General features: G+C 42.7%; 15 protein-coding genes. 13 read left to right on the forward strand and 2 right to left on the reverse strand.

From position 1 onward, the window contains the following. Nucleotides 1-4: 4 nt before the first annotated feature. The 7 genes from nusA (at nt 5) to J5A56_RS08220 (ending at nt 9,925) form a co-directional block, all read left to right on the forward strand. Nucleotides 5-1,270 (forward strand): transcription termination factor NusA, encoded by a 1,266-nt coding sequence (nusA, locus tag J5A56_RS08190; RefSeq protein ID WP_021671194.1) that lies wholly within the window; start codon nt 5-7, stop codon nt 1,268-1,270. Nucleotides 1,271-1,406: 136 nt separating this feature from the next. Continuing rightward, nucleotides 1,407-4,259 carry a translation initiation factor IF-2 gene (infB, locus tag J5A56_RS08195; RefSeq protein WP_036919133.1) on the forward strand — a complete coding sequence of 951 codons (2,853 nt, stop codon included), beginning with the start codon at nt 1,407-1,409 and terminating at the stop codon, nt 4,257-4,259. A gap of 340 nt (nt 4,260-4,599) precedes the next feature. Beyond that, entirely contained in the window at nt 4,600-6,045 is a 1,446-nt protein-coding gene (sufB, locus tag J5A56_RS08200; protein ID WP_021671196.1) for a Fe-S cluster assembly protein SufB, read from the forward strand. A 63-nt stretch (nt 6,046-6,108) separates the two neighbouring features. After that, nucleotides 6,109-6,468 (forward strand): hypothetical protein, encoded by a 360-nt coding sequence (locus J5A56_RS08205; RefSeq protein WP_249112161.1) that lies wholly within the window; start codon nt 6,109-6,111, stop codon nt 6,466-6,468. Nucleotides 6,469-6,480: 12 nt separating this feature from the next. Next, nucleotides 6,481-7,239 carry a Fe-S cluster assembly ATPase SufC gene (sufC, locus tag J5A56_RS08210; RefSeq protein ID WP_021671198.1) on the forward strand — a complete coding sequence of 253 codons (759 nt, stop codon included), beginning with the start codon at nt 6,481-6,483 and terminating at the stop codon, nt 7,237-7,239. Between the two features lie 64 nt (nt 7,240-7,303). Beyond that, nucleotides 7,304-8,647 carry a Fe-S cluster assembly protein SufD gene (sufD, locus tag J5A56_RS08215; protein WP_021671199.1) on the forward strand — a complete coding sequence of 448 codons (1,344 nt, stop codon included), beginning with the start codon at nt 7,304-7,306 and terminating at the stop codon, nt 8,645-8,647. Nucleotides 8,648-8,707: 60 nt separating this feature from the next. Beyond that, on the forward strand, nt 8,708-9,925 hold the full coding sequence (locus J5A56_RS08220; protein ID WP_021671200.1) for an aminotransferase class V-fold PLP-dependent enzyme: 1,218 nt from the start codon (nt 8,708-8,710) through the stop codon (nt 9,923-9,925). A gap of 83 nt (nt 9,926-10,008) precedes the next feature. Here J5A56_RS08220 and J5A56_RS08225 read toward each other — a convergent pair whose 3' ends face one another. Next, entirely contained in the window at nt 10,009-10,290 is a 282-nt protein-coding gene (locus tag J5A56_RS08225) for a hypothetical protein (protein ID WP_021671201.1), read from the reverse strand. A 169-nt stretch (nt 10,291-10,459) separates the two neighbouring features. Between J5A56_RS08225 and J5A56_RS08230 the strand changes: the two genes are divergently transcribed. From J5A56_RS08230 to J5A56_RS08255, 6 genes are all read left to right on the forward strand, one after another. Continuing rightward, on the forward strand, nt 10,460-11,062 hold the full coding sequence (locus J5A56_RS08230) for a ribonuclease HII (RefSeq protein ID WP_021671202.1): 603 nt from the start codon (nt 10,460-10,462) through the stop codon (nt 11,060-11,062). A gap of 851 nt (nt 11,063-11,913) precedes the next feature. Then, nucleotides 11,914-15,189 carry a SusC/RagA family TonB-linked outer membrane protein gene (locus J5A56_RS08235; protein WP_021671203.1) on the forward strand — a complete coding sequence of 1,092 codons (3,276 nt, stop codon included), beginning with the start codon at nt 11,914-11,916 and terminating at the stop codon, nt 15,187-15,189. A 47-nt stretch (nt 15,190-15,236) separates the two neighbouring features. Beyond that, the gene (locus J5A56_RS08240; RefSeq protein WP_021671204.1) at nt 15,237-16,904 is read left to right on the forward strand and encodes a RagB/SusD family nutrient uptake outer membrane protein; all 1,668 of its coding nucleotides are present in this window, start codon (nt 15,237-15,239) and stop codon (nt 16,902-16,904) included. A 30-nt stretch (nt 16,905-16,934) separates the two neighbouring features. Next, on the forward strand, nt 16,935-17,690 hold the full coding sequence (locus tag J5A56_RS08245) for a hypothetical protein (protein ID WP_021671205.1): 756 nt from the start codon (nt 16,935-16,937) through the stop codon (nt 17,688-17,690). Between the two features lie 514 nt (nt 17,691-18,204). Then, nucleotides 18,205-19,116 (forward strand): helix-turn-helix transcriptional regulator, encoded by a 912-nt coding sequence (locus J5A56_RS08250; RefSeq protein ID WP_021671206.1) that lies wholly within the window; start codon nt 18,205-18,207, stop codon nt 19,114-19,116. A 105-nt stretch (nt 19,117-19,221) separates the two neighbouring features. After that, nucleotides 19,222-20,409, forward strand: a complete 1,188-nt coding sequence (locus J5A56_RS08255; protein WP_021671207.1) for an SGNH/GDSL hydrolase family protein — start codon at nt 19,222-19,224, stop codon at nt 20,407-20,409. A gap of 121 nt (nt 20,410-20,530) precedes the next feature. On the opposite strand, the gene J5A56_RS08260 is transcribed toward J5A56_RS08255, so the two are convergent. Further along, the gene (locus J5A56_RS08260) at nt 20,531-22,720 is read right to left on the reverse strand and encodes an alpha-galactosidase (protein WP_021671208.1); all 2,190 of its coding nucleotides are present in this window, start codon (nt 22,718-22,720) and stop codon (nt 20,531-20,533) included. Nucleotides 22,721-22,773 lie beyond the last annotated feature (53 nt).

Here is a 22,773-nt window from a genome sequence, read left to right on the forward strand (position 1 = left end):
AGCTATGGCAGCAAGAAAAATAGAAGAAGAACGTCCGAATATGATCGAGACCTTCAAGGAGTTTAAAGACACCAAGAGCATCGATCGTACTACATTGGTGAGCGTTTTGGAGGAGAGCTTCCGTAATGTTCTCGCTAAGATTTTTGGTAGTGACGAAAACTTCGACGTGATTGTAAACCCTGATAAGGGCGACTTCGAGATACATCGTAACCGTGTGGTTGTGGCTGATGGCGAGGTTGAAGATGAGAATAAGCAGATTTGTCTTACAGATGCACGTAAGATAGAGTCTGACTATGAAGTTGGTGAGGATGTTAGTGAGGATGTAGACTTTAATAAGTTCGGTCGTCGTGCAATCTTAAACCTTCGTCAGACTTTGGCTTCTAAAATTCTTGAGTTGGAGCATGATTCTTTGTATAACAAGTATAAGGATCGCGTTGGTCAGATTATCTCTGGTGAGGTTTATCAGACTTGGAAGCGTGAGGTTCTTCTTGTTGACGATGAGAACAACGAGCTGATTCTCCCTAAGGGTGAGCAGATTCCACGTGATCAGTATCGTAAGGGTGAGACTGTTCGTGCAGTGATCCATCGTGTTGACAACGAGAATAACAATCCTAAGATTATTCTTTCACGTACAGCTCCTGAGTTCCTTGAGCGTCTGCTTGAGGCTGAAGTACCTGAAATCAACGATGGTTTGATAGCTATTCGTAAGATTGCGCGTATGCCGGGAGAGCGTGCTAAGATTGCTGTTGAGAGCTTTGATGAGCGTATCGACCCAGTTGGAGCTTGTGTGGGTGTACGTGGTAGCCGTGTTCATGGTATCGTACGTGAACTTTGCAACGAGAACCTCGACGTTATCAACTGGACAGCAAATACTAAACTCTTTATTCAGCGTGCGCTGGCTCCTGCAAAGGTAAGCAGCCTTACTGTTGATGAGGAGAATAAGAAGGCTGAGGTTTACTTGCAGCCAGAGGAGGTAAGTCTTGCTATTGGTCGTGGCGGTATGAATATTAAGTTGGCAAGTATGCTAACAGGTTATACTATCGACGTGTTCCGTGAGCTTGACGATCAGAATGCAGAGGAGGATATCTACTTGGATGAGTTCTCTGATGAAATTGATCAGTGGGTTATCGATGCCATTAAGGGTATCGGACTCGATACGGCACGTCAGGTACTCAATGCTCCACGAGATATGCTGATTGAAAAGGCAGACTTGGAAGAAGAGACTGTCGATAGCGTGTTGAATGTATTGAAATCAGAGTTTGAAAAGTAAAAGGTGATTGGTTGGTGGGTGATGGTTGTTGACTGAAAGCTAACGGGTGTGACTATTCAGCAACTCCATGTTCGGAACCCCTCTCTACCAAAAAGGAATATCAACAACCAACACCCAACACCGAAAAATAAAGTTAATGAGCATCAGATTAAACAAAGCAATTCGAGAATTGAATATAGGACTCCAAACGGCAGTGGAGTTCTTAGAGAAGAAGCCAGAGTTAGGTGAGGTAAAAAATGAGCTTAACTTCAAGCTAAGCGAGGGGCAGTATAAGGCTCTCGTAGATGCCTTCAATAATGACAAGGAGGTAAAGAAGGACGCAGCGAAGCTCTTACAGAAGAAGACAAAGGAAAGGAAAAGTCCTGCAGAACATAAGAGCGAGACTGTGATGAAGACAGAACGTCAGCAGTTTAAGCCAGTTGGAAAGATAGACCTTGATCAGCTGAATAAACCAGCTGCAAAGAAAGCTGTTGCTCCTGCTGAGAAGAAAGAAACTCCAGTTGCAGCTGCCGTTAAACCTGCAGAGGAGAAGAAGAAGGTAGAGAAGCATGAAGCAAATAAGAAGTATGCAACAAGTAACGAACAGGTTAAGTCCGTAGCTCCAAAGGTTGAGAAGCCTGTTGAGAAAAAGACTGAGCCTGCAAAGAAAGAAACTCCAGCTGTCGAAGTAAAGGCAGAAACGAAGGTTGAGACGAAGCCTGCTGCAGCTAATACAACAACAGAATCCACTGCAGTTGAGGAAAAGAAAGACAATGGTTTGTTCATGACCAAGAACGAGAAGAAAATCTTGAATACTCCTAAGGTGAATGTCTTGGGTAAGATAGACCTCAGCACACTGAACCAGAGTACTCGCCCTAAGAAGAAGAGTAAGGAGGAACGCCGTAAAGAACGTGAAGAGAAGGCTGGTCAGGGCAATGGTCAGGGCAAGAAGAAACGAGTTCGTATTAATAAGGAACGCGTTGATATCAATGCTGCCGCTAATCAGCAGCAGAACCAGAATGGTAAGAAAAATAATAATAACAATGGCGGTGGCAACAAGAATGCGGGTAAGAAGAACCGCAATCGTAATCAGAAGCCTTTAGAGGTAGATGATGAGGCTGTAGCACGCCAGGTAAAGGAGACACTTGCTCGTTTGACAAGCAAGAGTCAGAATAAGAAGGGTGCTAAATACCGTAAGGAAAAGCGTGATGCTGTTCAGGAGCGTCTGAACGCAGAAGCTAAGGCAGAGCGCAAGGAAAGTAAGATATTGAAGCTGACAGAGTTTGTTACTGTTTCTGAGTTGGCAACAATGATGAATGTCCCAGTAACGAATGTTATCTCTACTTTGATGTCTGTTGGTATCATGGTGTCTATCAATCAGCGTTTGGATGCTGAGACCATTAACCTCGTTGCTGATGAGTTCGGTTTCAAGACAGAGTATGTAAGTGCTGAAGTACAAGAGGCAGTTAGTGAAGAAGTGGATGATGAGAACGATCTCATCTCACGTGCTCCAATCGTTACAGTCATGGGTCACGTTGACCATGGAAAGACATCTTTGCTCGACCATATCCGTAACACGAATGTGATTGCTGGTGAGGCTGGTGGTATTACTCAGCACATCGGTGCTTATGGTGTGACATTGGAGAATGGTCGTAAGGTTACCTTGCTCGATACTCCGGGTCATGAGGCGTTTACCGCTATGCGTGCTCGTGGTGCGCAGGTTACCGATATTGTGATTATCATTATCGCAGCTGATGACTCCGTGATGCCTACCACCAAGGAGGCTATTGCGCATGCACAGGCTGCAGGTGTACCAATGGTATTTGCAATCAATAAGATTGATAAGCCAGGAGCTAATCCTGATAAGATTCGTGAGGACTTGTCACAGATGAATCTGCTCGTTGAAGAGTGGGGTGGTAAGTATCAGTGTCAGGAAATAAGTGCTAAGAAGGGAGTTGGAGTAAACGACCTTCTTGACAAAGTGTTGCTTGAGGCTGATATGCTTGACCTTAAGGCAAACCCTAACCGTAAGGCAACAGGTACAATTATTGAGTCATCACTTGATAAGGGACGTGGTTATGTAAGTACGGTTCTCGTATCTAATGGTACGTTGAAGGTTGGTGATAACGTTATCGCTGGTACTTCATGGGGTCGTATTAAGGCGATGTTCAATGAGCGTAATCAACGTATTGAAAGTGCAGGACCAGCAGAGCCAGCTATAATCCTTGGTTTGAATGGTGCACCAACAGCTGGTGATACCTTCCACGTGATGGAGACTGAGCAGGAAGCACGTGAGATTGCTAACAAGCGTGAACAGTTGCAGCGTGAGCAAGGCTTGCGTACACAGACTCGTCTGACATTGTCTGATATCTCTCACCGAATTGCTCGTGGTGAGTTCCATGAGATGAATATCATTGTGAAGGGTGATACTGATGGCTCTATTGAGGCATTGTCTGACTCATTCATCAAGCTGTCTACGGATAAGGTTAACGTGAACGTTATCAGTAAGGCTGTAGGTCAGATTTCAGAGAACGATGTTATGTTGGCATCAGCTTCTGATGCTGTCATCGTCGGCTTCCAGGTTCGTCCTTCTGCTGATGCACGCCGCTTGGCTGACCGCGAAGGTGTTGAAATCAACACTTACTCTGTCATCTACGATGCTATTGACGACGTGAAGTCTACAATGGTTGGTATGCTTGACAAGGTGAAGAAGGAGATTGTTACAGGTCAGTTTGAGGTTAAGCAGGTCTTCAAGATTTCCAAAGTTGGTACCGTCGCTGGTGGTATCGTTACTGAAGGTAAGGTTCATAGCAAGGATAAGGGTCGCATAGTTCGTGATGGTATCGTTGTTCATACTGCTCCTATTGATGCACTGAAGCGTTATAAAGATGACGTGAAGGAAGTTGCGGCAGGACTTGAATGTGGTATTTCACTTGTCAATTACAATGATTTACAGGTAGGTGATATCATTGAAACCTTCACGGAGATTGAGGTTGAACAGAAATTGTAATAATATAAAAAACCGTCTTTTCTCCAATAAAGGAGTAAAGACGGTTTTTTCTTTATGGTAACAAATGTTGCCATTGCTCTTTGTGGCATACATCTTGTATGTTCACAGATTGTATATAAGTATTGAGAATAGAGATGGTGGAAACTGAAAACTTATTGTTGGATGAATAAGAACGATAAGTTTAAGTGAATTAAACAATAGGTATTGGAAGGGTAAATAGCATATTTGAATGGGCTAAAGGTTATAGATAAAAGATATACAGTAAATGAACGTATTATCTCTAAGTCCTCTAACCCTTCTAATGACTAAGCTACCTCCTTCTCTTTAATCCCAAAAACAAATGTCTGAGAACAAGAATAATGAATTTGTAAAGAAGGTCGCAGAGCAGAAGTATGAGTTTGGCTTTACGACTGATGTACATACGGAGGTCATTCCGAAAGGTCTGAACGAGGATGTCGTTCGACTTATTTCGCAGAAGAAAGGGGAACCAGATTGGCTTCTCGATTTTCGTTTGAAGGCTTTCCGTTACTGGCAGACACTTCCCATACCAACTTGGGGACACTTAACTTTGCCAGAGTTGCACCTTCAGGATATCTCCTATTATGCTGATCCGTTGGCGAAGAAGCCTAAGAATAAGGAGATTGATCCAGAGTTAGCAAAGACTTTTGATAAGTTAGGTATTCCATTGGAAGAACGTCTTGCATTGAGTGGTACGGCTGTTGATGCCATTATGGACTCAGTATCTGTGAAGACAACCTTTAAGAAGCAGTTGGCTGAGAAGGGAATCATCTTTTGCTCTATCGGTGAAGCCGTTCAGGAACATCCCGACTTGGTACGTAAGTATCTTGGAAGTGTTGTTCCTTATCGTGATAATTATTCTGCAGCGCTTAACTCTGCGGTGTTTAGTGACGGCTCTTTTGTGTATATACCGAAAGGAGTTCGTTGCCCGATGGAACTTAGTTCATACTTCCGTATCAATGCAATCAATACGGGTCAGTTTGAACGTACGTTGATTGTGGCTGATGATGATTCTTATGTTAGCTATCTTGAGGGCTGTACAGCTCCTATGCGTGATGAGAATCAGCTTCATGCAGCAGTAGTTGAAATCGTTGTATTGGACAATGCTGAGGTGAAGTATTCTACTGTTCAGAACTGGTATCCCGGTGATGAGAATGGTAAGGGTGGTGTGTTGAACCTTGTTACAAAGCGTGGTGAACTACGCGGTGTAAACTCTAAGCTGTCATGGACACAGGTAGAGACAGGTTCGGCTATCACATGGAAGTATCCTTCTTGTATCTTGAAGGGTGACAACTCGCAAGCAGAGTTCTACTCTGTTGCCGTAACAAACAACTATCAAGAGGCTGATACTGGTACGAAGATGATACACATGGGTAAGAATACCAAGAGCACAATTATCTCTAAGGGTATCTCTGCTGGTCATAGCCAGAACTCTTATCGTGGTCTGGTTCGTGCAACAGCGAATGCCGAGAATGCCCGCAACTATTCAAGTTGTGACTCTCTTCTCTTAGGTTCAGACTGTGGTGCTCATACCTTCCCTTATATGGATATCCATAATGATACGGCTATTGTTGAGCATGAAGCTACTACTTCTAAGATTAGCGAAGATCAGCTCTTCTATTGCAATCAGCGTGGAATTCCAACAGAAGATGCCGTTGGTTTGATAGTCAATGGTTATGCTAAGGACGTACTCAATAAACTTCCAATGGAGTTTGCTGTTGAGGCACAGAAACTACTTTCAGTAACGTTGGAAGGAACAGTGGGGTAATATAACTAAACACGGAATATGCGAAGGGTCATACTGATTATGTCTGGCTTGCTGCTTACAACAATGCTTCAAGCCCAGTCATGGCAACCAAAGCCGTGGCAGAAGTATCTTATTGGCGAACAAGTAAAAAAGGAGTCAATAAGCAGTTGTCAATCGGTAATGGGTAACGTTGTTGCACCAACGCCTTATGAGCCTCGTCTCTTTCGCACAGTAACGAGTTCAAGTTTTATAAAGGATATTCCTCCTTATAAGAAGAAGTCGAAATCTTTCTTTGGTAACAACGATACTTCGCGGTCATTGGCAGATGAGCGTTATGAACGAGAGAAAGCAGAGAGAATAGCTTGTGGTGACTATTCCACTTCTGATTTTATAGTGGATATGGTGTTTGATTTAATTGATACCTTTCTTTTCAAAAATAAGTAAAACAAAAGTAATATGTTAGAAGTAAGAAACCTGCATGCAACCATCGCAGGTAAAGAAATATTAAGAGGCATCAACCTCACAATTAAGGATGGTGAGATTCATGCTATTATGGGTCCTAATGGTTCTGGTAAGTCTACGCTTAGCGCAGTACTTACGGGTAATCCTCTCTACGAGGTAACTGATGGTATGGCATTGTTTAATGGCAAGAATCTCTTGGAGATGAAGCCAGAGGAGCGTTCTCATGAAGGACTCTTCTTGTCTTTCCAGTATCCAGTGGAGATACCTGGTGTAAGTATGACCAACTTTATGAAGGCAGCCATTAATGCAAAGCGCGCTTATGAAGGGTTAGAGCCGATGAAGGCTGCAGAGTTTATGGCACTTATGCGTGAGAAGCGTCAGTTGGTTGGGATGGATTCAAACCTCTCTCGCCGTAGTGTAAATGAAGGCTTCTCTGGTGGTGAGAAGAAACGCAACGAGATTTTCCAAATGGCAATGTTAGAGCCAAAGCTCAGTATTCTTGATGAAACAGACTCTGGGCTTGACGTTGATGCTATGCGTATCGTAGCTGAGGGCGTAAACAAGATGCACAATGAAACGACATCAGCTATTGTCATTACGCACTATGAGCGACTACTCGATATGATTAAGCCTGATGTTATCCATGTGCTTTATAAGGGTCGTATCGTGAAGACAGCAGGTCCAGAGCTTGCTAAGGAGATTGAGCAACGTGGTTACGATTGGATTAAGGAAGAAGTTGAGGCTGAGGATTAATCGGTGGCATGAGAGTTGTCTTAGCCTCGAATTCTTTAGGTAAAACCTCCAAAAAGAAATTACAATGCAAAGCGAAAAACAATATATAGACCTCTACTTAGAGGCGCAGCAACTTATCAAGCAACATGCTGCACCTGTTCTCAATGAGGTACGCGATAAGGCTTTTGAGGACTTCCGCCGTCAGGGCCTTCCAACCAAAAAGGTGGAACGCTATAAGTACACGGATATACAAAAGCTCTTTGAACCAGATTATGGATTGAATCTCAACCGTCTTGAGATTCCCGTTAATCCTTATGAGACTTTCAAGTGTGATGTGCCCAATCTCAGCACTTCTCTTTACTTCATAGTCAATGACCAGTTCTATACGAAAGCCCTTCCTAACGTAAAACTCAATGAGGGCGTTATCGTTGATAGCCTAAATCATGTGGCTATGAAGCAGCCAGAAATGATAAAGAAGTATTATGGTAAGTTGGCTAATACGGAGAAAGATGCAGTAACAGCACTTAACACGATGTTGGCACAGGATGGTCTCTTTATCTATGTTCCTAAGCATGTGCAGCTCGATCGTACGGTCCAGATTATAAATATCCTCCGTTCTGATGTCGATTTAATGGTTAATCGTCGTGTGTTGATTGTGCTGGAAGAAGGTGCTAAGGCACAATTTCTATTCTGTGATCACGCTGCTGACGATCAGAATTTCCTTGCAACGCAAGTGATAGAAGCCTTCGTTGGTGATAATGCAAGTCTTGAGTTGAATTGTATGGAAGAGACGCATGCAAAGAATGTACGAGTGTCGAATGTCTACATCGAACAGCAACGCAATTCACGCGTAAGTCACAATGTCATAACATTGCACAATGGTGTTACTCGTAATATGCTCGACCTTGTGTTTAAGGGAGAGGGTAGCGAGTGCTTCTGTAATGGTTGTGTGATAGCTGATAAGAATCAGCATGTTGATAACAATACGCTTATTGACCATCAGGTACCTCATTGCACAAGTACCGAACTTTATAAGTATGTGCTTGACGAGAATGCTGTTGGTGCTTTTGCTGGTCGTGTTCTTGTCCGCAAGGGTTCACAGAAGACCCTTTCACAGATGAACAATCGCAACCTCTGCGCCAGCAAGGCAGCTCGTATGTTTACCCAGCCAATGCTTGAGATTTATGCTGATGATGTTCAGTGTAATCATGGGTCAACCGTTGGTCAGTTGAATGATGCAGCACTCTTCTATATGCAGCAGCGTGGTATTGATAAGAAAGAAGCAAAGCTCCTCCTTGAGTTTGCCTTCATTAATGAGGTAATCGACAAGATGGAACTTGAGCCACTGCGCGATCGTCTCCACCATTTAGTAGAGAAGCGTTTCCGTGGTGAGCTTGATAAATGTGAAGGTTGCACGTTGTGTAAGTAATTTGGTATTGGGCTAATAAGCCTTATTAGCCCAATTAGCCTTATTAGCCCAATAAAAAGGATGTACGATATAAACAAAGTTAGGGAAGATTTCCCAATTATCTCTCGCACCGTTTATGGCAAACCATTGGTTTATCTCGATAATGGTGCAACCACGCAGAAACCTCTCTGTGTGTTGGATGCAATGCGGGAGGAATACCTCAATGTAAATGCCAATGTGCATCGTGGTGTACATTGGATGTCACAACAAGCAACCGATTTGCATGAGGCTGCTCGAGAGACGGTGCGAAAGTTTATCAATGCTCGTTCAACAACAGAGATAGTCTTCACACGTGGTACAACAGAAAGTTTGAATCTTGTCGCATCAAGTTTTGTGGAAGGCTGTATGAAGGAAGGGGATGAGGTCATTGTCTCAACGATGGAACATCACTCAAACATTGTTCCTTGGCAGTTGCAAGAACAACGCAAAGGTATTGTACTAAAAGTCATACCTATGACCGATGAGGGTAAACTCAAGCTTGAGGCGTATGAGAATCTCTTCACCGAACGTACCAAACTTGTTAGCGTAACGCAGGTAAGTAACGTTCTTGGAACAATCAACCCAGTGAAAGAGATGACTCGTGTTGCCCACGAGCATGGTGTGCCCGTAGTTGTGGATGGTGCACAAAGCGTTCCTCACTTTGCTGTTGATGTTCAAGACCTCGATTGCGATTTCCTTGCTTTCAGTGGTCATAAGGTGTATGGTCCGACAGGCGTGGGTGTTCTTTATGGTAAGGAAGAGTGGCTTGACAAGCTACCACCATATCAGGGAGGTGGTGAAATGATAGAACGTGTTAGCTTTGAGAAGACTACCTTCGAGCGTCCTCCGCTGAAGTTCGAGGCAGGAACCCCTGATTATATTGCTACACACGGACTTGCTACAACCCTTGAATATGTGTCGTCTTTAGGTATGGATAATGTCCTCGCCCACGAACAAGACCTAACGCGTTATGCGCTTCAGCAGCTTCGTGAGATAGAGGGAATGCATATCTATGGACATACTGATGATAGCGGAGATGCCGTTATTAGCTTCAATGTTAGAGATATTCATCACATGGATCTTGGTACATTGCTTGACCAGTTAGGTGTTGCCGTTCGCACTGGTCATCATTGCGCCCAGCCTTTAATGGACCGTCTCGGTATTTTGGGTACTGTTCGTGCTTCCTTCGGTCTATATAACACACGTGAAGAAGTAGATGCTTTGGTTGCAGGTATCAAGCGTGTTGCAATGATGTTTTAAGGAAAGAAGTAAATGATAACAGGCGTTTGTATGCGTTTAATTACGCTTATGAATGCCTGTTTTGCAAGGTGTACAGTTCCTTCTTATCCTTTCTTACACTTGTAAAAGCTGAAAGCAAACCAAGTAAGGCAAACTCCCTGCAATAGCATTGAAGAAACAATAGGAACAACGGTTAAGATAAAAGCCAACTGTGCCTGCGTCATATACGAAGCTTGCTTGCTACTCACCTCCCGTTCAAGGACGGCACTGTAATATTTACGTAACCACTCCATTGGAGTTTGGAACCATACTGCGACCTCTTTGAAGAAACGACTAAGCTCGTTATATGATGTGTTACGCTCTGTGAGAATCATTTCCTTTTTCATATTCTTTTTGCTTTAATTGTTTGCTATATATAAATAAGGTGTAAAATCCATCATTGGTTTACGTATGCAAATATAATTGCGCGTTGTGCAGAATATGTTCACTTTGTAAAAATTGTTTGTTATATAAACTTAAAACAAAAGGTTCTTTAACGTTTAAAGCTAATTACTTATGCTGAAAAGTCATTATTATGAAGACCTCATGGAGGCTGGTTGCGATGAAGCGGGCAGGGGATGTCTTGCTGGAAGTGTTTATGCAGCAGCCGTTATTTTACCGCCCGACTATCAGAATGAGTTGTTAAACGACTCTAAGAAACTTACTGCCAAGAAACGTTATGCACTTCGTGAGGAGATTGAACGAGATGCTATAGCGTGGGCTGTGGGTATCGTTACCCCAGAAGAGATTGATAAGATTAATATTCTCAATGCTTCTTTTCTTGCCATGCATCGTGCTTTGGATCAGTTGAAAGTGCGTCCACAAGCGGTTATAGTTGATGGAAACCGTTTCACGCCTTATCAGAATCTACCTTTCACAACCATTGTCAAAGGTGATGGGAAGTATCTCTCTATTGCAGCAGCCTCTATCCTCGCCAAGACTTATCGTGATGATTATATGCTTTCTTTAGCAGAAGAATACCCGCAATATGACTGGCAATCAAATATGGGCTATCCAACAAAGAATCATCGCCAGGCAATTCGTCAATATGGTATCACTTCTTACCATCGTAAAAGTTATAACCTTTTGGGGGATGGACAGCTCTCTTTTGACTTCTAAGTATTTATTTTTAGTTCTTATTTTCAGAAGAACCGTGTAAAAGGGATGAAGATTATTTCTTGTCTAATGTCTAAAAACGCTTTTAGTAGTTTGAAAAATTATTACATAATTTAAAGGTAGAGACCTGTGAAAATAGCTCAAAATAGCTGTAAAAATCAGGTTTGTAACTAACATAAAATCAGATATTTACAAGAGCTCTCTGCAAAAGGTGCTTAGTTGGGCTTCAAAAGGGCGTTAGTAAGGCTTCAAAAGGGCATCTTTTGAAAGCCAATTGGGCATCTTTACGAAGCCCAAAGACCGTATATAGATTTCAAGGAGTGCGAAAAGACTTTACACAATGTTGGGGAACAAGTGAATAAGTAGACAAGTGAATAAGTTGATATGGTACTTGTAAGAAGAAATAGGACCTTCTGTCTCTGTTTCTATGTGTAGCTATATTTTTTGTTGATTCTATTTTCTCAGAAATGGCAAACCAGCATTTCCAACAAGCTGGGAAGTTTGGTAATTTGAGTTGAGTTCTATTAATTCCTGTGAAAATTAATAGAACCTACTTTAAGTTTTAATAGGGAATGAAAACATTATGCTTACAATATGGTGTTTTTAGTACCATTATACGTAATAATTAATTTATTTTCATGCAATAATGTATCGTTTCTTTAAAACCAAATGCTAATAAATGTGAAAATATTCTTTTTATGCTCATTTCAATTTGGAACTTTAAAAAGGGTATACTATCTTTGTAAAGTGTTAAGAAGATTATCTACCATGATAGTGAATTTTGTAATACCTTACGTTTTAATAGTTTGGTCCTGAAATAGTTTGTTTATTATATTAATTTAAAGAGAGAATTTATGGAAAAAAGACTAATGATGTTTTTAGTCGGCCTATTCCTTAGTTTAGGAACTGCGCTGGCGCAAACAGAGATTAGCGGAACTGTAATCTCCTCGGAAGATGGGCTGCCTGTTGTCGGTGCATCCATCCTTGTGGTAGGTACACAGACAGGTACAGCAACTGACATAGACGGACATTTCTCTATGTCTGCAAAGGCTGGGTCTAAAATTATGGTTTCCTACATTGGTATGAAAACACAGACGTTGACAGCTAAGGCGAACATGAAGATTACACTTGATCCAGACGGTAAGGTAATGGATGAGGTGATGGTTGTTGCCTTCGGTACACAGACAAAGGCTTCTTTTGCAGGTTCTGCTGCTGTTGTAAACTCTGGTGATTTGAAAAAGAAGATTACTACCAATGTGGCTGATGCTCTTGTAGGATCGGTTCCTGGCTTGCAGATGACTGGTGGGTCTGGTGCCCCAGGTGCTGATAACGCTGACATCCATATCCGCGGTATCGCTTCCCTCTATGCTTCAACCGATCCGTTGATTATCGTTGACGGTGCTCCTTACCCGGCTTCTTTGAGTAATATCCCACAGGATGATATCGAAAGTGTTACAGTTTTGAAGGATGCTTCTTCAGCTGCACTTTATGGTGCACGTGGTGCTGCCGGTGTTATCCTTATCACAACAAAGAAAGGAAAAGGAAAAGCAAATATCAATGTTGAGACAAAGTGGGGTGTCACCAGCCGTAGTATTCAGGATTATGATGTGTTCAAGGATCCAGGTGAGTTCATGGAGGCTTACTATTCTCAGTTCTACAATTATGCTTTCTACAAGCAGGGCATGTCTCATGAACAGGCTAATAAATGGGCTAATGATAACATGATAGAGAATCCGAGCTTTGGCTTGCAGTATAATCCATATACGCTTCCTGCTGGTGAAAATCTTATAGGACTTGATGGTAAACTCAATCCAAAGGCTACCCTCGGTCGTGCTTATGAGTATAATGGTACAAAGTATTACATTCAGCCTGACAACTGGAAAGATGAGGCTTATCGTAAGGGATTCCGTCATGAGTATAATGTTAATGTGAGTGGTGGTGATTCTAAGATGAGCTACTATTCAAGCGTTGGTTATATGAAAGAGAAAGGAGTCTTGGAAAACTCTGCGTTTGAACGCTTCACGGCACGTCTCAAGGCTGACTATCAGGCTACTGACTGGCTCCACCTTATGGCAAATGCAGGCTATGTGCACTCCGACCGTGAATCAAATCCTAATCTGAGCAATACAAGTTCGAGCTCGGCCAATCTCGGTTATTTCACACAGTACATCGCTCCGATCTATCCTGTTTATGTACGCACGTTGGATGCTGACGGCAACCCGGTCATTGCGACAGACAAGTACGGTCATCCGCGATACGACTTCGGTGTGCCGGCAACCAACTATCCGGGCATGGGAGCAAGACCGTTCCTCAGCACAGGTAACCCGCTCGGCTCAAACAGATACAACAAACAGAATACGATTCTTGACCAGTTGCAGGGACAGTTCAACTTTGATGTTACGTTTACTCCGTGGTTGAAGTTCAATTCAACGAACTCTATCACCCTTCTCCTGACACGCTACTCCTTCTATGAGAATCCTTTCATCGGAGCTGCTGCTGCCGACAAGGGACGTATTACCAAGGATGCCGGTCTCAGCTACCGTTGGAACTATGTACAGACTTTGACTGTGCATAAGGCTTTCGGCTTGCACGATGTTCAGTTGATGCTGGGCCATGAATGGTACAAGTCTAATTACAACTATCTGGATGCCATGGCGCGTGGCGGTTTCTCACCTGCCATCAAGGAAATCAATGCGTTTGCTGACCGTTATGACAGCCATTCATACAGAACGATTTACAATGTAGAAGGTTATTTCGCAAACCTGCTCTATAACTTTGACCAGAAGTATTTTGCACAGGCTTCTTACCGTCGTGACGCTTCCAGCCGCTTTGCAAAAGACAACCGCTGGGGCGACTTCTGGAGCATCGGTGGTGCATGGATCATCAGCAAGGAAAACTTCTTCCAGAACCTGAATGCCAAGTGGGTTGACAACCTGAAGGTCAAGGCTTCTGTCGGTCAGCAGGGTAATGACGGTATCCCAGACTTCAACTATGTTGACAGATATGAGTTGATACGGGGTGAGAAAGCCATGCTGCCGACATTCAGATACATCGGTAACCCGGATATTACCTGGGAGACGACAACCAACTTCAACGTCGGTCTGGAGTTCGCACTCTTCCAAAGCCGTTTGAATGGTGAGCTCAACTTCTATACCAAGAAGACAACCGACATGCTCTTCTTGTTAGGTGTACCTGAAAGTGTTGGTCAGACTTCCTATTATGGAAACATCGGTGATATTCGCAATACGGGTGTTGAATTTACGGTCAGTGGCGACATCATACGTACCAAGAATGTGGTATGGAGTGCATCGGCAAACATCTCTCACAACCGTGCAAAGGCTTTGAAACTTGACCCTACTAAGATTGCACAGTATGGTGGTTTCTCACAGGCTGATGTGGCAAACGGATTCAATATACCGATGTGGTATGCTGAAGGAGGTTCTCTCTACAATGGCATGATGCCTGATTATGCTGGCGTGAACGAAAAGGGACAGCCTCTCTATTGGGTAGATGAGGATATCTATAGGGATTTCAAGGCTGGTAAGTTGTCAAATAGTAGTAAGCCTGGTTCTAAGCACTCTTTTACAACAACTGACTGGAGTGAGGCTACGAACTATACTCACGAGATGTTACCAGTAGCCAATGGTGGTTTCACAACTACATTGAGAGTTTATGACTTCGACTTTAATGCTACGTTTGATTATCAGCTTGGTGGTCAGATCTATGACTTTGGATATGCAGGATTGATGAGTAATGTCAGAACAAAGGGTGATGGTTCTAACCTGTCTAAGGATGTACTGAAGGCTTGGACACCGAACAATACTTCCAGTGATATTCCACGCTTTATGTACACTGACCCAGACTTGACAGCACAGTCAACTCGCTTCCTTACAAGTGCAAAGTATCTTAACTTCCAGTCATTTACTGTTGGTTATAGTGTTCCGACAAAACTGGCTCGTAAGCTGATGTTGAGCAAGATTCGTCTTTATATTCAGGGACAGAACCTGTGCTTCTGGTCTGCTCGCAAGGGACTTGATCCTCGATTCAGCTTCCAGGGTACATCTCATTCAGGTGTTAACTCTTATGCACCTGTACGCACAGTTATGGGTGGTTTGCAGTTGTCATTCTAATAAATGATTGGCAATACCATTTTTAATAATAATAAACAGATATGACAATGAATAAAATATTTTCAACAATCATTCTGGCAGCTTTAGGTACTTCGATGCTTACAAGTTGTATCGAGGAGGTTGAACCGCAGAGTGGTGTGGTTTCACTGGGTCAGGTTACAAAAGCACCAGGCTCTTTTGATAATATGGTTGACGCACTGACAAAAAATATCACAGGTAAGAGGACATACACTCCAACTAGGAATAACGTATGGGATTTCGGTTATACATCGTTTTTCCTTACACGTGACGTTGAAGGGCAGGATATTGTCCCGGCGGGTAATAATCATTTTTCAGCTTGGTATAGCAATGTCAAGTACCTCTCTCCTGCTTATGCTATTACGCAGTTTCCATGGCGTTGCTACTATAAGTGGATAGATAACTGTAATAAGGTTGTCAAGGGTGCTGAGGCTTCAGGCTACAAAGAGCCGGATGAGGCACGAAAGCCGGGTGTGGGCATTGCTTACACAATGCGTGCCATGTTCTATCTGGATTTGGTCCGCATGTATGCAGCAAAGCCTTATTCCGTAGATCCAAAGGCACTCACAACCATTAAGTCTGATGAGTTGCGTACGTTGGAGGAAGCTACTCATAGTGAGCGTATGACTTGGAGCGAGGCCTTTGATTTCATCTTGAAGGATCTTGATGCTGCCGAGAAGTATCTGGCCAATTACAAGAGAGCGGACAAGTACACACCTGATGTAAGTGTTGTTTATGGTCTCAAGGCACGTACTTACCTTGAGATGCAGGATTGGGCAAATGCGGAGAAGTATGCCAAGCTGGCGCAGCAGGGCTACACGATGATGAGTGAAAACGAGTATCTGAGCCGCGACAACGGTTTCAATACGCCTAACAGCTCATGGATGTTTGCTACGCAGTTCCTGCCTACCGATCCCAACATTAAGGAAAATGACGGTGATGACTCTTGGGGCTCTGTAATGATCATGGAAGGTGGTTTTGATGGTGGTTACGCTTCTGCTTATGGCGGTGTAATGGCTATTGACAAGCATCTTTATTCTACGATTCCTGCAACGGACTTCCGCCGCAAGTGTTGGGTTGACTTTAGCCTTGATGGCATGAACAAGGAGAATGCTCTCAATGAGTTAAAGAACTACTCTAATTACCCGGATCGTGTCTATAAGTCGGGTAGGGAATACTCTAAATATGGTCTTGGCGGCTTGTCTCTGAAGTTCCGTAATGTGGCAGGCAAGGCTGATGTCAAGTATGATGCCTGGTGTGTGTCTGTTCCTTTGATGCGTGTCGAGGAAATGAAACTCATTGAGGCAGAGGCAGCAGGCATGCAGGATGAGGCGCGTGGAAAAGCATTGTTGGAAGCATTTGCCAAAACACGTGACCCTCAGTATGAATATGGTAAGCATACTGATGCCTATTATAATACGAGCACCTCTCTTTTCCAGAATGAAGTGTGGTGGCAGCGTCGTGTAGAACTTTGGGGTGAAGGGTTTGCCACTTTCGACATCAAGCGTCTCAACAAGGGAATCATCCGCAGTTATGCCGGCACGAACCATCTGGAGAATGCCCGTTGGAACACCAAGGAACTGCCTAACTGGATGGTATGGGCATTTGTAGGAACAGAGTCTGACAACAACGGTGGTTTGACGCATAATCCAGACCCTGTTCAGCCAGCTGAAGACTCTGAACCGTACCCGTTCTAAGTGAATTGTTGAATATTAAAGCAAAAGGTTATGAAGAAATATATGAAAAGTTTACTGTTGCTCGCACTTACAGCCCTGGTTTTCACGGGCTGTAAGGAGGAGTATGGTACCGACCCCGGACATGACGGAACTCCTGTTGCTACAGTTTATAAGTACACTGCTGGGAAAGGTTACAATCCTGACAACGACTGTCTTTTCCGTATTGCCACCAATGCAGCCGTTGGAGAGGTCTATTATCTGTCTGAATTGAAGTCTGCCAAAGAGGAACGTAAGATGACTGAGGCACAGTATAGTGACTATGTTGTTGCGAATGGTACGAAGGTAGATGTCAAGGCTTCTGATTATAAGGACGTGTATGTTACTGACTTGCATGGTGCTTATGCGATAACAGTTGTAGCCGTAAATGGTGGACAGAAGACATCTCAGTCAATTGAATTTATGGGGCTTAGCTACAAGCCTTTAGGTTCTTTCCCATACGTCTCGGAGATGTTTGGTAATATGGGTGAGGTTGAGGTTGAGTATTCTGAAATAGGAAATCGTTACCGCATCAAGAATCTTTGGGCTGAGGGACATGGGTTCTCATTCAGTCCTGATGGTTCTAAGGCGACTGTTTATCCGTCTTCTATGGAGACTGGTTATGTTCATCCGAAGTACGGTCTGGTGTCTGCTGCTGACCAAGGCAGTAGCTATGATGAAGCAACGAAGACTTTTACTTTCAAATTTGAGTTTACGGTTGCCGCTGGTTCATTTGGCGTAAAGCTTGAAAAACTTACTTTGAAGAAGTAGTCAGAAAGAACTTCCTGTAATTTAAATATGGCTCTCTGCACAGGCTCATACCTGTTCAGGGAGTCTTTTTTGATTGCAGGGGAAGATTGTCTGCAAGAGGTTAATGATTGGGGAAAAGCAGACTTTTTTGTCACGCCTCGTGAATAACTAATAGGTAAGTCAAAATCTTGATTTCGTTGCTAATTTATGCAATAATATCTGTGTAATTTTGGATTACATACCTTTTTGGTGTTAATTAACTGTAAAAACATGGATTTTATTTTGAAAAACGATATTTATTGTGTATATTTGTATTAAGCAGAAGCATATGGTCAGGGACAGATTCGAAAGGTCGTGTACCACTCCAAGGTTGCTTTTCAATGACCTTATTTTTATGGTTTTAATAATCTTGTGTTCAGTTCTACAGTTCCCTTTTTGTTTTTGTAGGCTTTAGCGCTTCAAATCTTTTTCATTTTGTGGGCAATTAATTCGACTCTTTTCCGTTACGTCTTATAAAGGTTACAGCATCTTGACAATGAGATTTGAAAAACTAAAGAAGCAGTTGGAGCTGTTGATTCTTCTGTCCGATGGACGTAACTATTCGATTGAGGAGTTGTGTGAAAAGATGGAGTTGTCACGCAGGAATTTCTATTATCTGCTTGACTTCATCAAGCATGCTGGTTTCATCGTGTTCAAGAATCAGGGCTGTTATCATATTGACCGTCGTTCTCCTTTCTTTACTCAGTTGCTCCAAGCTATTCAGTTCACAGATAAGGATGTGAAGACTATTCATAGTGTGTTGACAATGGCTGGCAATGATAGTGAGATGGTGAACCAGCTAAGGCAAAAGTTAGAGAGTATTTATAATTTCTCTGTGTCAGCTGATTCACCTATTCGTCGACAGATGGATAACAATATGAAATTATTGCAGATTGCAATGGCAGAGAAGAAGACAGTTTGTTTGAAGGGTTATTCGAGTCCACATAGCCACACAACGAAAGATCGTTTTGTAGAACCTTTTCTTTTCTTACACAATAACGAGGATGTTCGTTGTTATGAGTTGGTGTCGAAACAGAACAAAACATTCAAGATTTCGCGAATGATGGTCGTGGAGATATTAGATACACCATGGCTTCATGAAGACAAGCATAGGCAAGTTTTTACGGATATCTTTATGTTTAGTAGTGAAGAACGACATCGTGTGAAACTGCGGTTAGGGCAGTTGTCGCATAATCTTTTTAATGAGGAATATCCGCAGGGGGTACATTATGTCACACCGTATGAAGATGGTTCGTGGCTTTTAGATATAGAAGTATGTGATTATCGTGGTTTGGGACGCTTTGTTCTTGGACTTTACAAGGATATTGAAATTATTGAGGGGGATGGTTTTAAGGCATATATGAAGGAAGAAATAAAGAACCTTACTGCCTCACTAAATTTCTTATAGTAAGGTGATTGGTAGATTAAGGAGGATACAGTGAATTTTTAATAGTAGGTTTTTGTAATAGTTTTCTCTTTTTTGAAAAGTTCAATTTACTTATAATTCAGGACAATGACAATACGTAAGTTTTTATTCGTTTTATCGTTTTTTATCGTTTTCAGTGCGCATGCACAACAGGAACGATGGGTAGGAACATGGGCCTGTGCGCCACAAACAGTTGATAAGGGATTTATGCCTTATAACAATCAGATGACGAATCGTTCTGTTCGACAGGTTGTAAAAGTGAGCATTGGTGGTAGTGCTATCCGTCTGCAATTAAGCAATGAACTGTCGTCAGAACCTGTTGAGATTACCAGTGTTTATGTTGCAAAGGCTGAGGAGGGTGCAGAGATACAGAAGAATTCCGCAAGGTATCTTCAGTTTAGTGGTAAGCGTCAGGTTACGATTCCTGCTGGTAAAGCTGTTTTTTCAGATGCATTAAAGTTTGATTTACTGCCTTTGGAACGTCTGTCAATTACCATCAATTACCTTAAAGCACCTAAGAAACCTACCGTTCACATGGGTTCACGCACCACCTCTTATATATTGCGAGGAGTAACGAATGCTAATACTGACTTCTCAACAGCTTTTAAAGAAGATCATTGGTTTAATATTTCTGCCATTGACGTTCTTGATGCTAATGCTTCCAGTGTTGCCATTTTAGGAAATAGTATTACTGATGGTAAGGGATGTGTAACAAATGCTCAGGATCGTTGGCCTGATTTTATGTCTGCTGTACTGAATGGAGAGAATGGTTCGGATATGCAAAAAACGGGTGTCTTGAACCTTGGGATAGGTAATAACCGCATTCTTTCAGTAGGTTTAGGAGCGCCTGGGAAGGAACGTTTTGATCGAGACATACTTGGACAAAGAGGTCTGCGGGCGGTTATTATCTTTGAAGCAATAAATGATATCGGAACGTCAACTAACCCAAATGAGACTGCTCGTCAACTGATAGAAGCCTATCAGGTAATGATACGAAAGGCTCGACAGCGTGGATTGAAAGTTTATATGGGTACGATAACTCCGTTCAAAGGCTGTAAAAATTATTATACTCCTGCACGTGATGCTGCTCGTAAGCAGGTGAATGAATGGATAAGGACAAATAAAGAAATCGACGGTTTTATCGATTTTGATGCCCTTATGCGTGATCCTTCTACCCCAGATCAGTTACGTAAAGAATGGCAAATTGGTGATTGGTTGCATCCTAATCCTGCTGGATATAAGCAGATGGGAGAATATGCAGCAAAGAAGATATAATCTCCCTTCCCTCCCTTTCTTTAGGGAGGGATAGTTAAATATTGGCGAAAGTAAGGGCAGTATCCTTTATACAGAGTAGTTCTTTTCTTACTTTACTAAAACCATCTTAGCGTGTTGGGGACTATTCTGCAGTTAATTCAAGAACTCTACTTGAACCTTCTTCTGCAGAAAGAACCATCAGACCCACCTTCATCAAATAATCACCCGTGTATCTTTGTTCATTACACTGTAAGGAAGAAGTTGAGTTAGGTATGAGGTTGATTTCCTTTACGAAGTAAGTTCGGTTGGTGTCTAACCCTTGGAGGCGTACGGTCTGTTGTGGTTCTGAGTAACGTGGATGCAAGTCGTAAGCGAAAAGGACAGCCTTCGACTTATCTTGTGATACATAATTAACAGATATGTGTTGAGTCTCGTATGGAGAAACAAGACGATAGAGCTCACCATCAAGGATAACATTTTTGAGGCGATTCCAGTTTGCTACCGCTTCCTGCGTAAACTTATAATCCTCCGGTTTCATCGTCTTGAGGTCAATGTCAAAGCCAAGTTTACACATACTTGCTACGTCGGTTCGGAACTTAACACTCGTACGTCTGTTCCAATTGGTGACGTGTGATGCCAGTGCTTTTGATGGGAAGAATTTAGACATACTATATTGTATGTAGAGTCGTTCGTATGGGTCGGTATCGTCAGAAGGCCAGAATTCTCCATAATACTTCAATGCCTGATAATCACAGCGACCACCACCACCAGAACAAAGCATCATCTCAAGTTTTGGGTATTTTGCCTGAATACGGTCGAGTACCTTGTAAAGACCACGTACATACTCGATATAGAGGTTGCCTTGATTTGCCTTTTGATAAGGTGAATAGATATTGGTAATAGCACTGTTGCAATCCCATTTAAAGTAAGCAATATTCGGATTCTCCGTCATCAGACGGTCTACGACGTTGAAGACATAGTCCTGCACCTCTGGATTAGATAGGTCGAGTACTAATTGATGACGATAATAATACGTCTCACGATTAGGCTGTTCAATCACCCAATTCTTATGCTTCTCGTATAGTTCACTCTTTGGATTGACCATTTCTGGTTCAATCCAGATTCCAAATTTTACTCCAGCTTCCTCTGCTGCTTTGGTTAAGGCAGGAATACCACTGGGTAGTTTTGTGCGTGTTGGTTCCCAATCGCCTAATCCAGCACGGTCGTCTTTACGTGGGTATTTGTTAGCAAACCAGCCATCGTCTAAGAGGAACATGTCAACACCTAAGTCTTTGGCATCCTTCATCAGCTGTGCCAGTTTCTTTTGGTTGAAGTCAAAGGCAGTGTTTTCCCAGTTGTTGAGGAGGGTCATACGGTCTCCTTCACCGTTCCAGAGCTGATATTTGCGTGCCCAGTTTTGAAGATTGCGACTTGCCTGACCTGTTCCGCTCTCGCTCAGCGTGAAGATAAACTCTGGTGTCTTGAATGTTTCGCCAGCTTTTAATTTGTAGTTTGATGCGTAAGAGTTGATAGCTGGGATGACACGAAGACAGTTAACATTGTCTATCTCAAAGGTAAAACTGAAATTTCCAGTCCATCCAATTGTACCTAACATCACCCGTCCCTGGCTCTCTTGTGCGGGTTGGTCGAAACCAAGTTCAAAGAAAGGCTCGCTCTGTTCGGCCGCTCGTGTGCCGAGTTTCGTGTCCACAATCTTTTTGCCGAACTGTAACTGTTGTACGGCAGGTTGTCCCTCACTTGCCCAATCGCCGTGGTAGTTGGTAAGAAAATACTTTGAATTATTGAAGTAGAATATGCCACTTGCATATCGCCAAAGTGTGATAGGCGATTTCTCGTTGTGCTTTATCTCGCTCCATGTCTTGATGACATTCTCCTTACTATATGCCACGTAGTGGAGAGTTACTTGCACGGCATATTTGTCGTCAGCTAACTGTATAATGGTTTCTGTTCCACCCGGAATGGCTTTCTGTGAGCTACTTTGGTAATATAAATAGGTTGTTTGGTTACCGTCAGCATGCGTAATTGCTAATGCTGGTTCAAACATGTCCTCGCCACCCGAACCTGGATAAGCCTCACGTCCACGTATGCTATAGCCGCCATCTGAGCCAGGATAGATGTTCCAAGTGAAGTGATTGAAGTCTGCTGTACTGTTCAGTTTCTCGCCTAAGTATACCTGATAGAGTCGGTTCTTTGGTGAAACCTGTAAAATGAGGTCAATGTTATCCGTGTTAATGCGGATGAATAGCTTGTCGGCTGCTCCTATGCTGAGACTAAGGAGGGTGCAGACGATGAGTAATAATAGCTTTTTCATCTGTGTATTGTTTATGTTATTATTATTTTCAATCCTTATGTGGTAGCTCTTAT

This window comes from Prevotella melaninogenica, from assembly GCF_018128065.1.
Taxonomy (GTDB): Bacteria; Bacteroidota; Bacteroidia; order Bacteroidales; family Bacteroidaceae; genus Prevotella.

Bases quoted from the DNA above. Each gene is read 5' to 3' on its own strand.
- nusA (WP_021671194.1), top strand. From the start codon at position 5: ATGGCAGCAAGAAAAATAGAAGAAGAACGTCCGAATATGATCGAGACC.
- infB (WP_036919133.1), top strand. From the start codon at position 1,407: ATGAGCATCAGATTAAACAAAGCAATTCGAGAATTGAATATAGGACTC.
- sufB (WP_021671196.1), top strand. From the start codon at position 4,600: ATGTCTGAGAACAAGAATAATGAATTTGTAAAGAAGGTCGCAGAGCAG.
- J5A56_RS08205 (WP_249112161.1), top strand. From the start codon at position 6,109: ATGCTTCAAGCCCAGTCATGGCAACCAAAGCCGTGGCAGAAGTATCTT.
- sufC (WP_021671198.1), top strand. From the start codon at position 6,481: ATGTTAGAAGTAAGAAACCTGCATGCAACCATCGCAGGTAAAGAAATA.
- sufD (WP_021671199.1), top strand. From the start codon at position 7,304: ATGCAAAGCGAAAAACAATATATAGACCTCTACTTAGAGGCGCAGCAA.
- J5A56_RS08220 (WP_021671200.1), top strand. From the start codon at position 8,708: ATGTACGATATAAACAAAGTTAGGGAAGATTTCCCAATTATCTCTCGC.
- J5A56_RS08225 (WP_021671201.1), bottom strand. From the start codon at position 10,290: ATGAAAAAGGAAATGATTCTCACAGAGCGTAACACATCATATAACGAG.
- J5A56_RS08230 (WP_021671202.1), top strand. From the start codon at position 10,460: ATGCTGAAAAGTCATTATTATGAAGACCTCATGGAGGCTGGTTGCGAT.
- J5A56_RS08235 (WP_021671203.1), top strand. From the start codon at position 11,914: ATGGAAAAAAGACTAATGATGTTTTTAGTCGGCCTATTCCTTAGTTTA.
- J5A56_RS08240 (WP_021671204.1), top strand. From the start codon at position 15,237: ATGAATAAAATATTTTCAACAATCATTCTGGCAGCTTTAGGTACTTCG.
- J5A56_RS08245 (WP_021671205.1), top strand. From the start codon at position 16,935: ATGAAGAAATATATGAAAAGTTTACTGTTGCTCGCACTTACAGCCCTG.
- J5A56_RS08250 (WP_021671206.1), top strand. From the start codon at position 18,205: ATGAGATTTGAAAAACTAAAGAAGCAGTTGGAGCTGTTGATTCTTCTG.
- J5A56_RS08255 (WP_021671207.1), top strand. From the start codon at position 19,222: ATGACAATACGTAAGTTTTTATTCGTTTTATCGTTTTTTATCGTTTTC.
- J5A56_RS08260 (WP_021671208.1), bottom strand. From the start codon at position 22,720: ATGAAAAAGCTATTATTACTCATCGTCTGCACCCTCCTTAGTCTCAGC.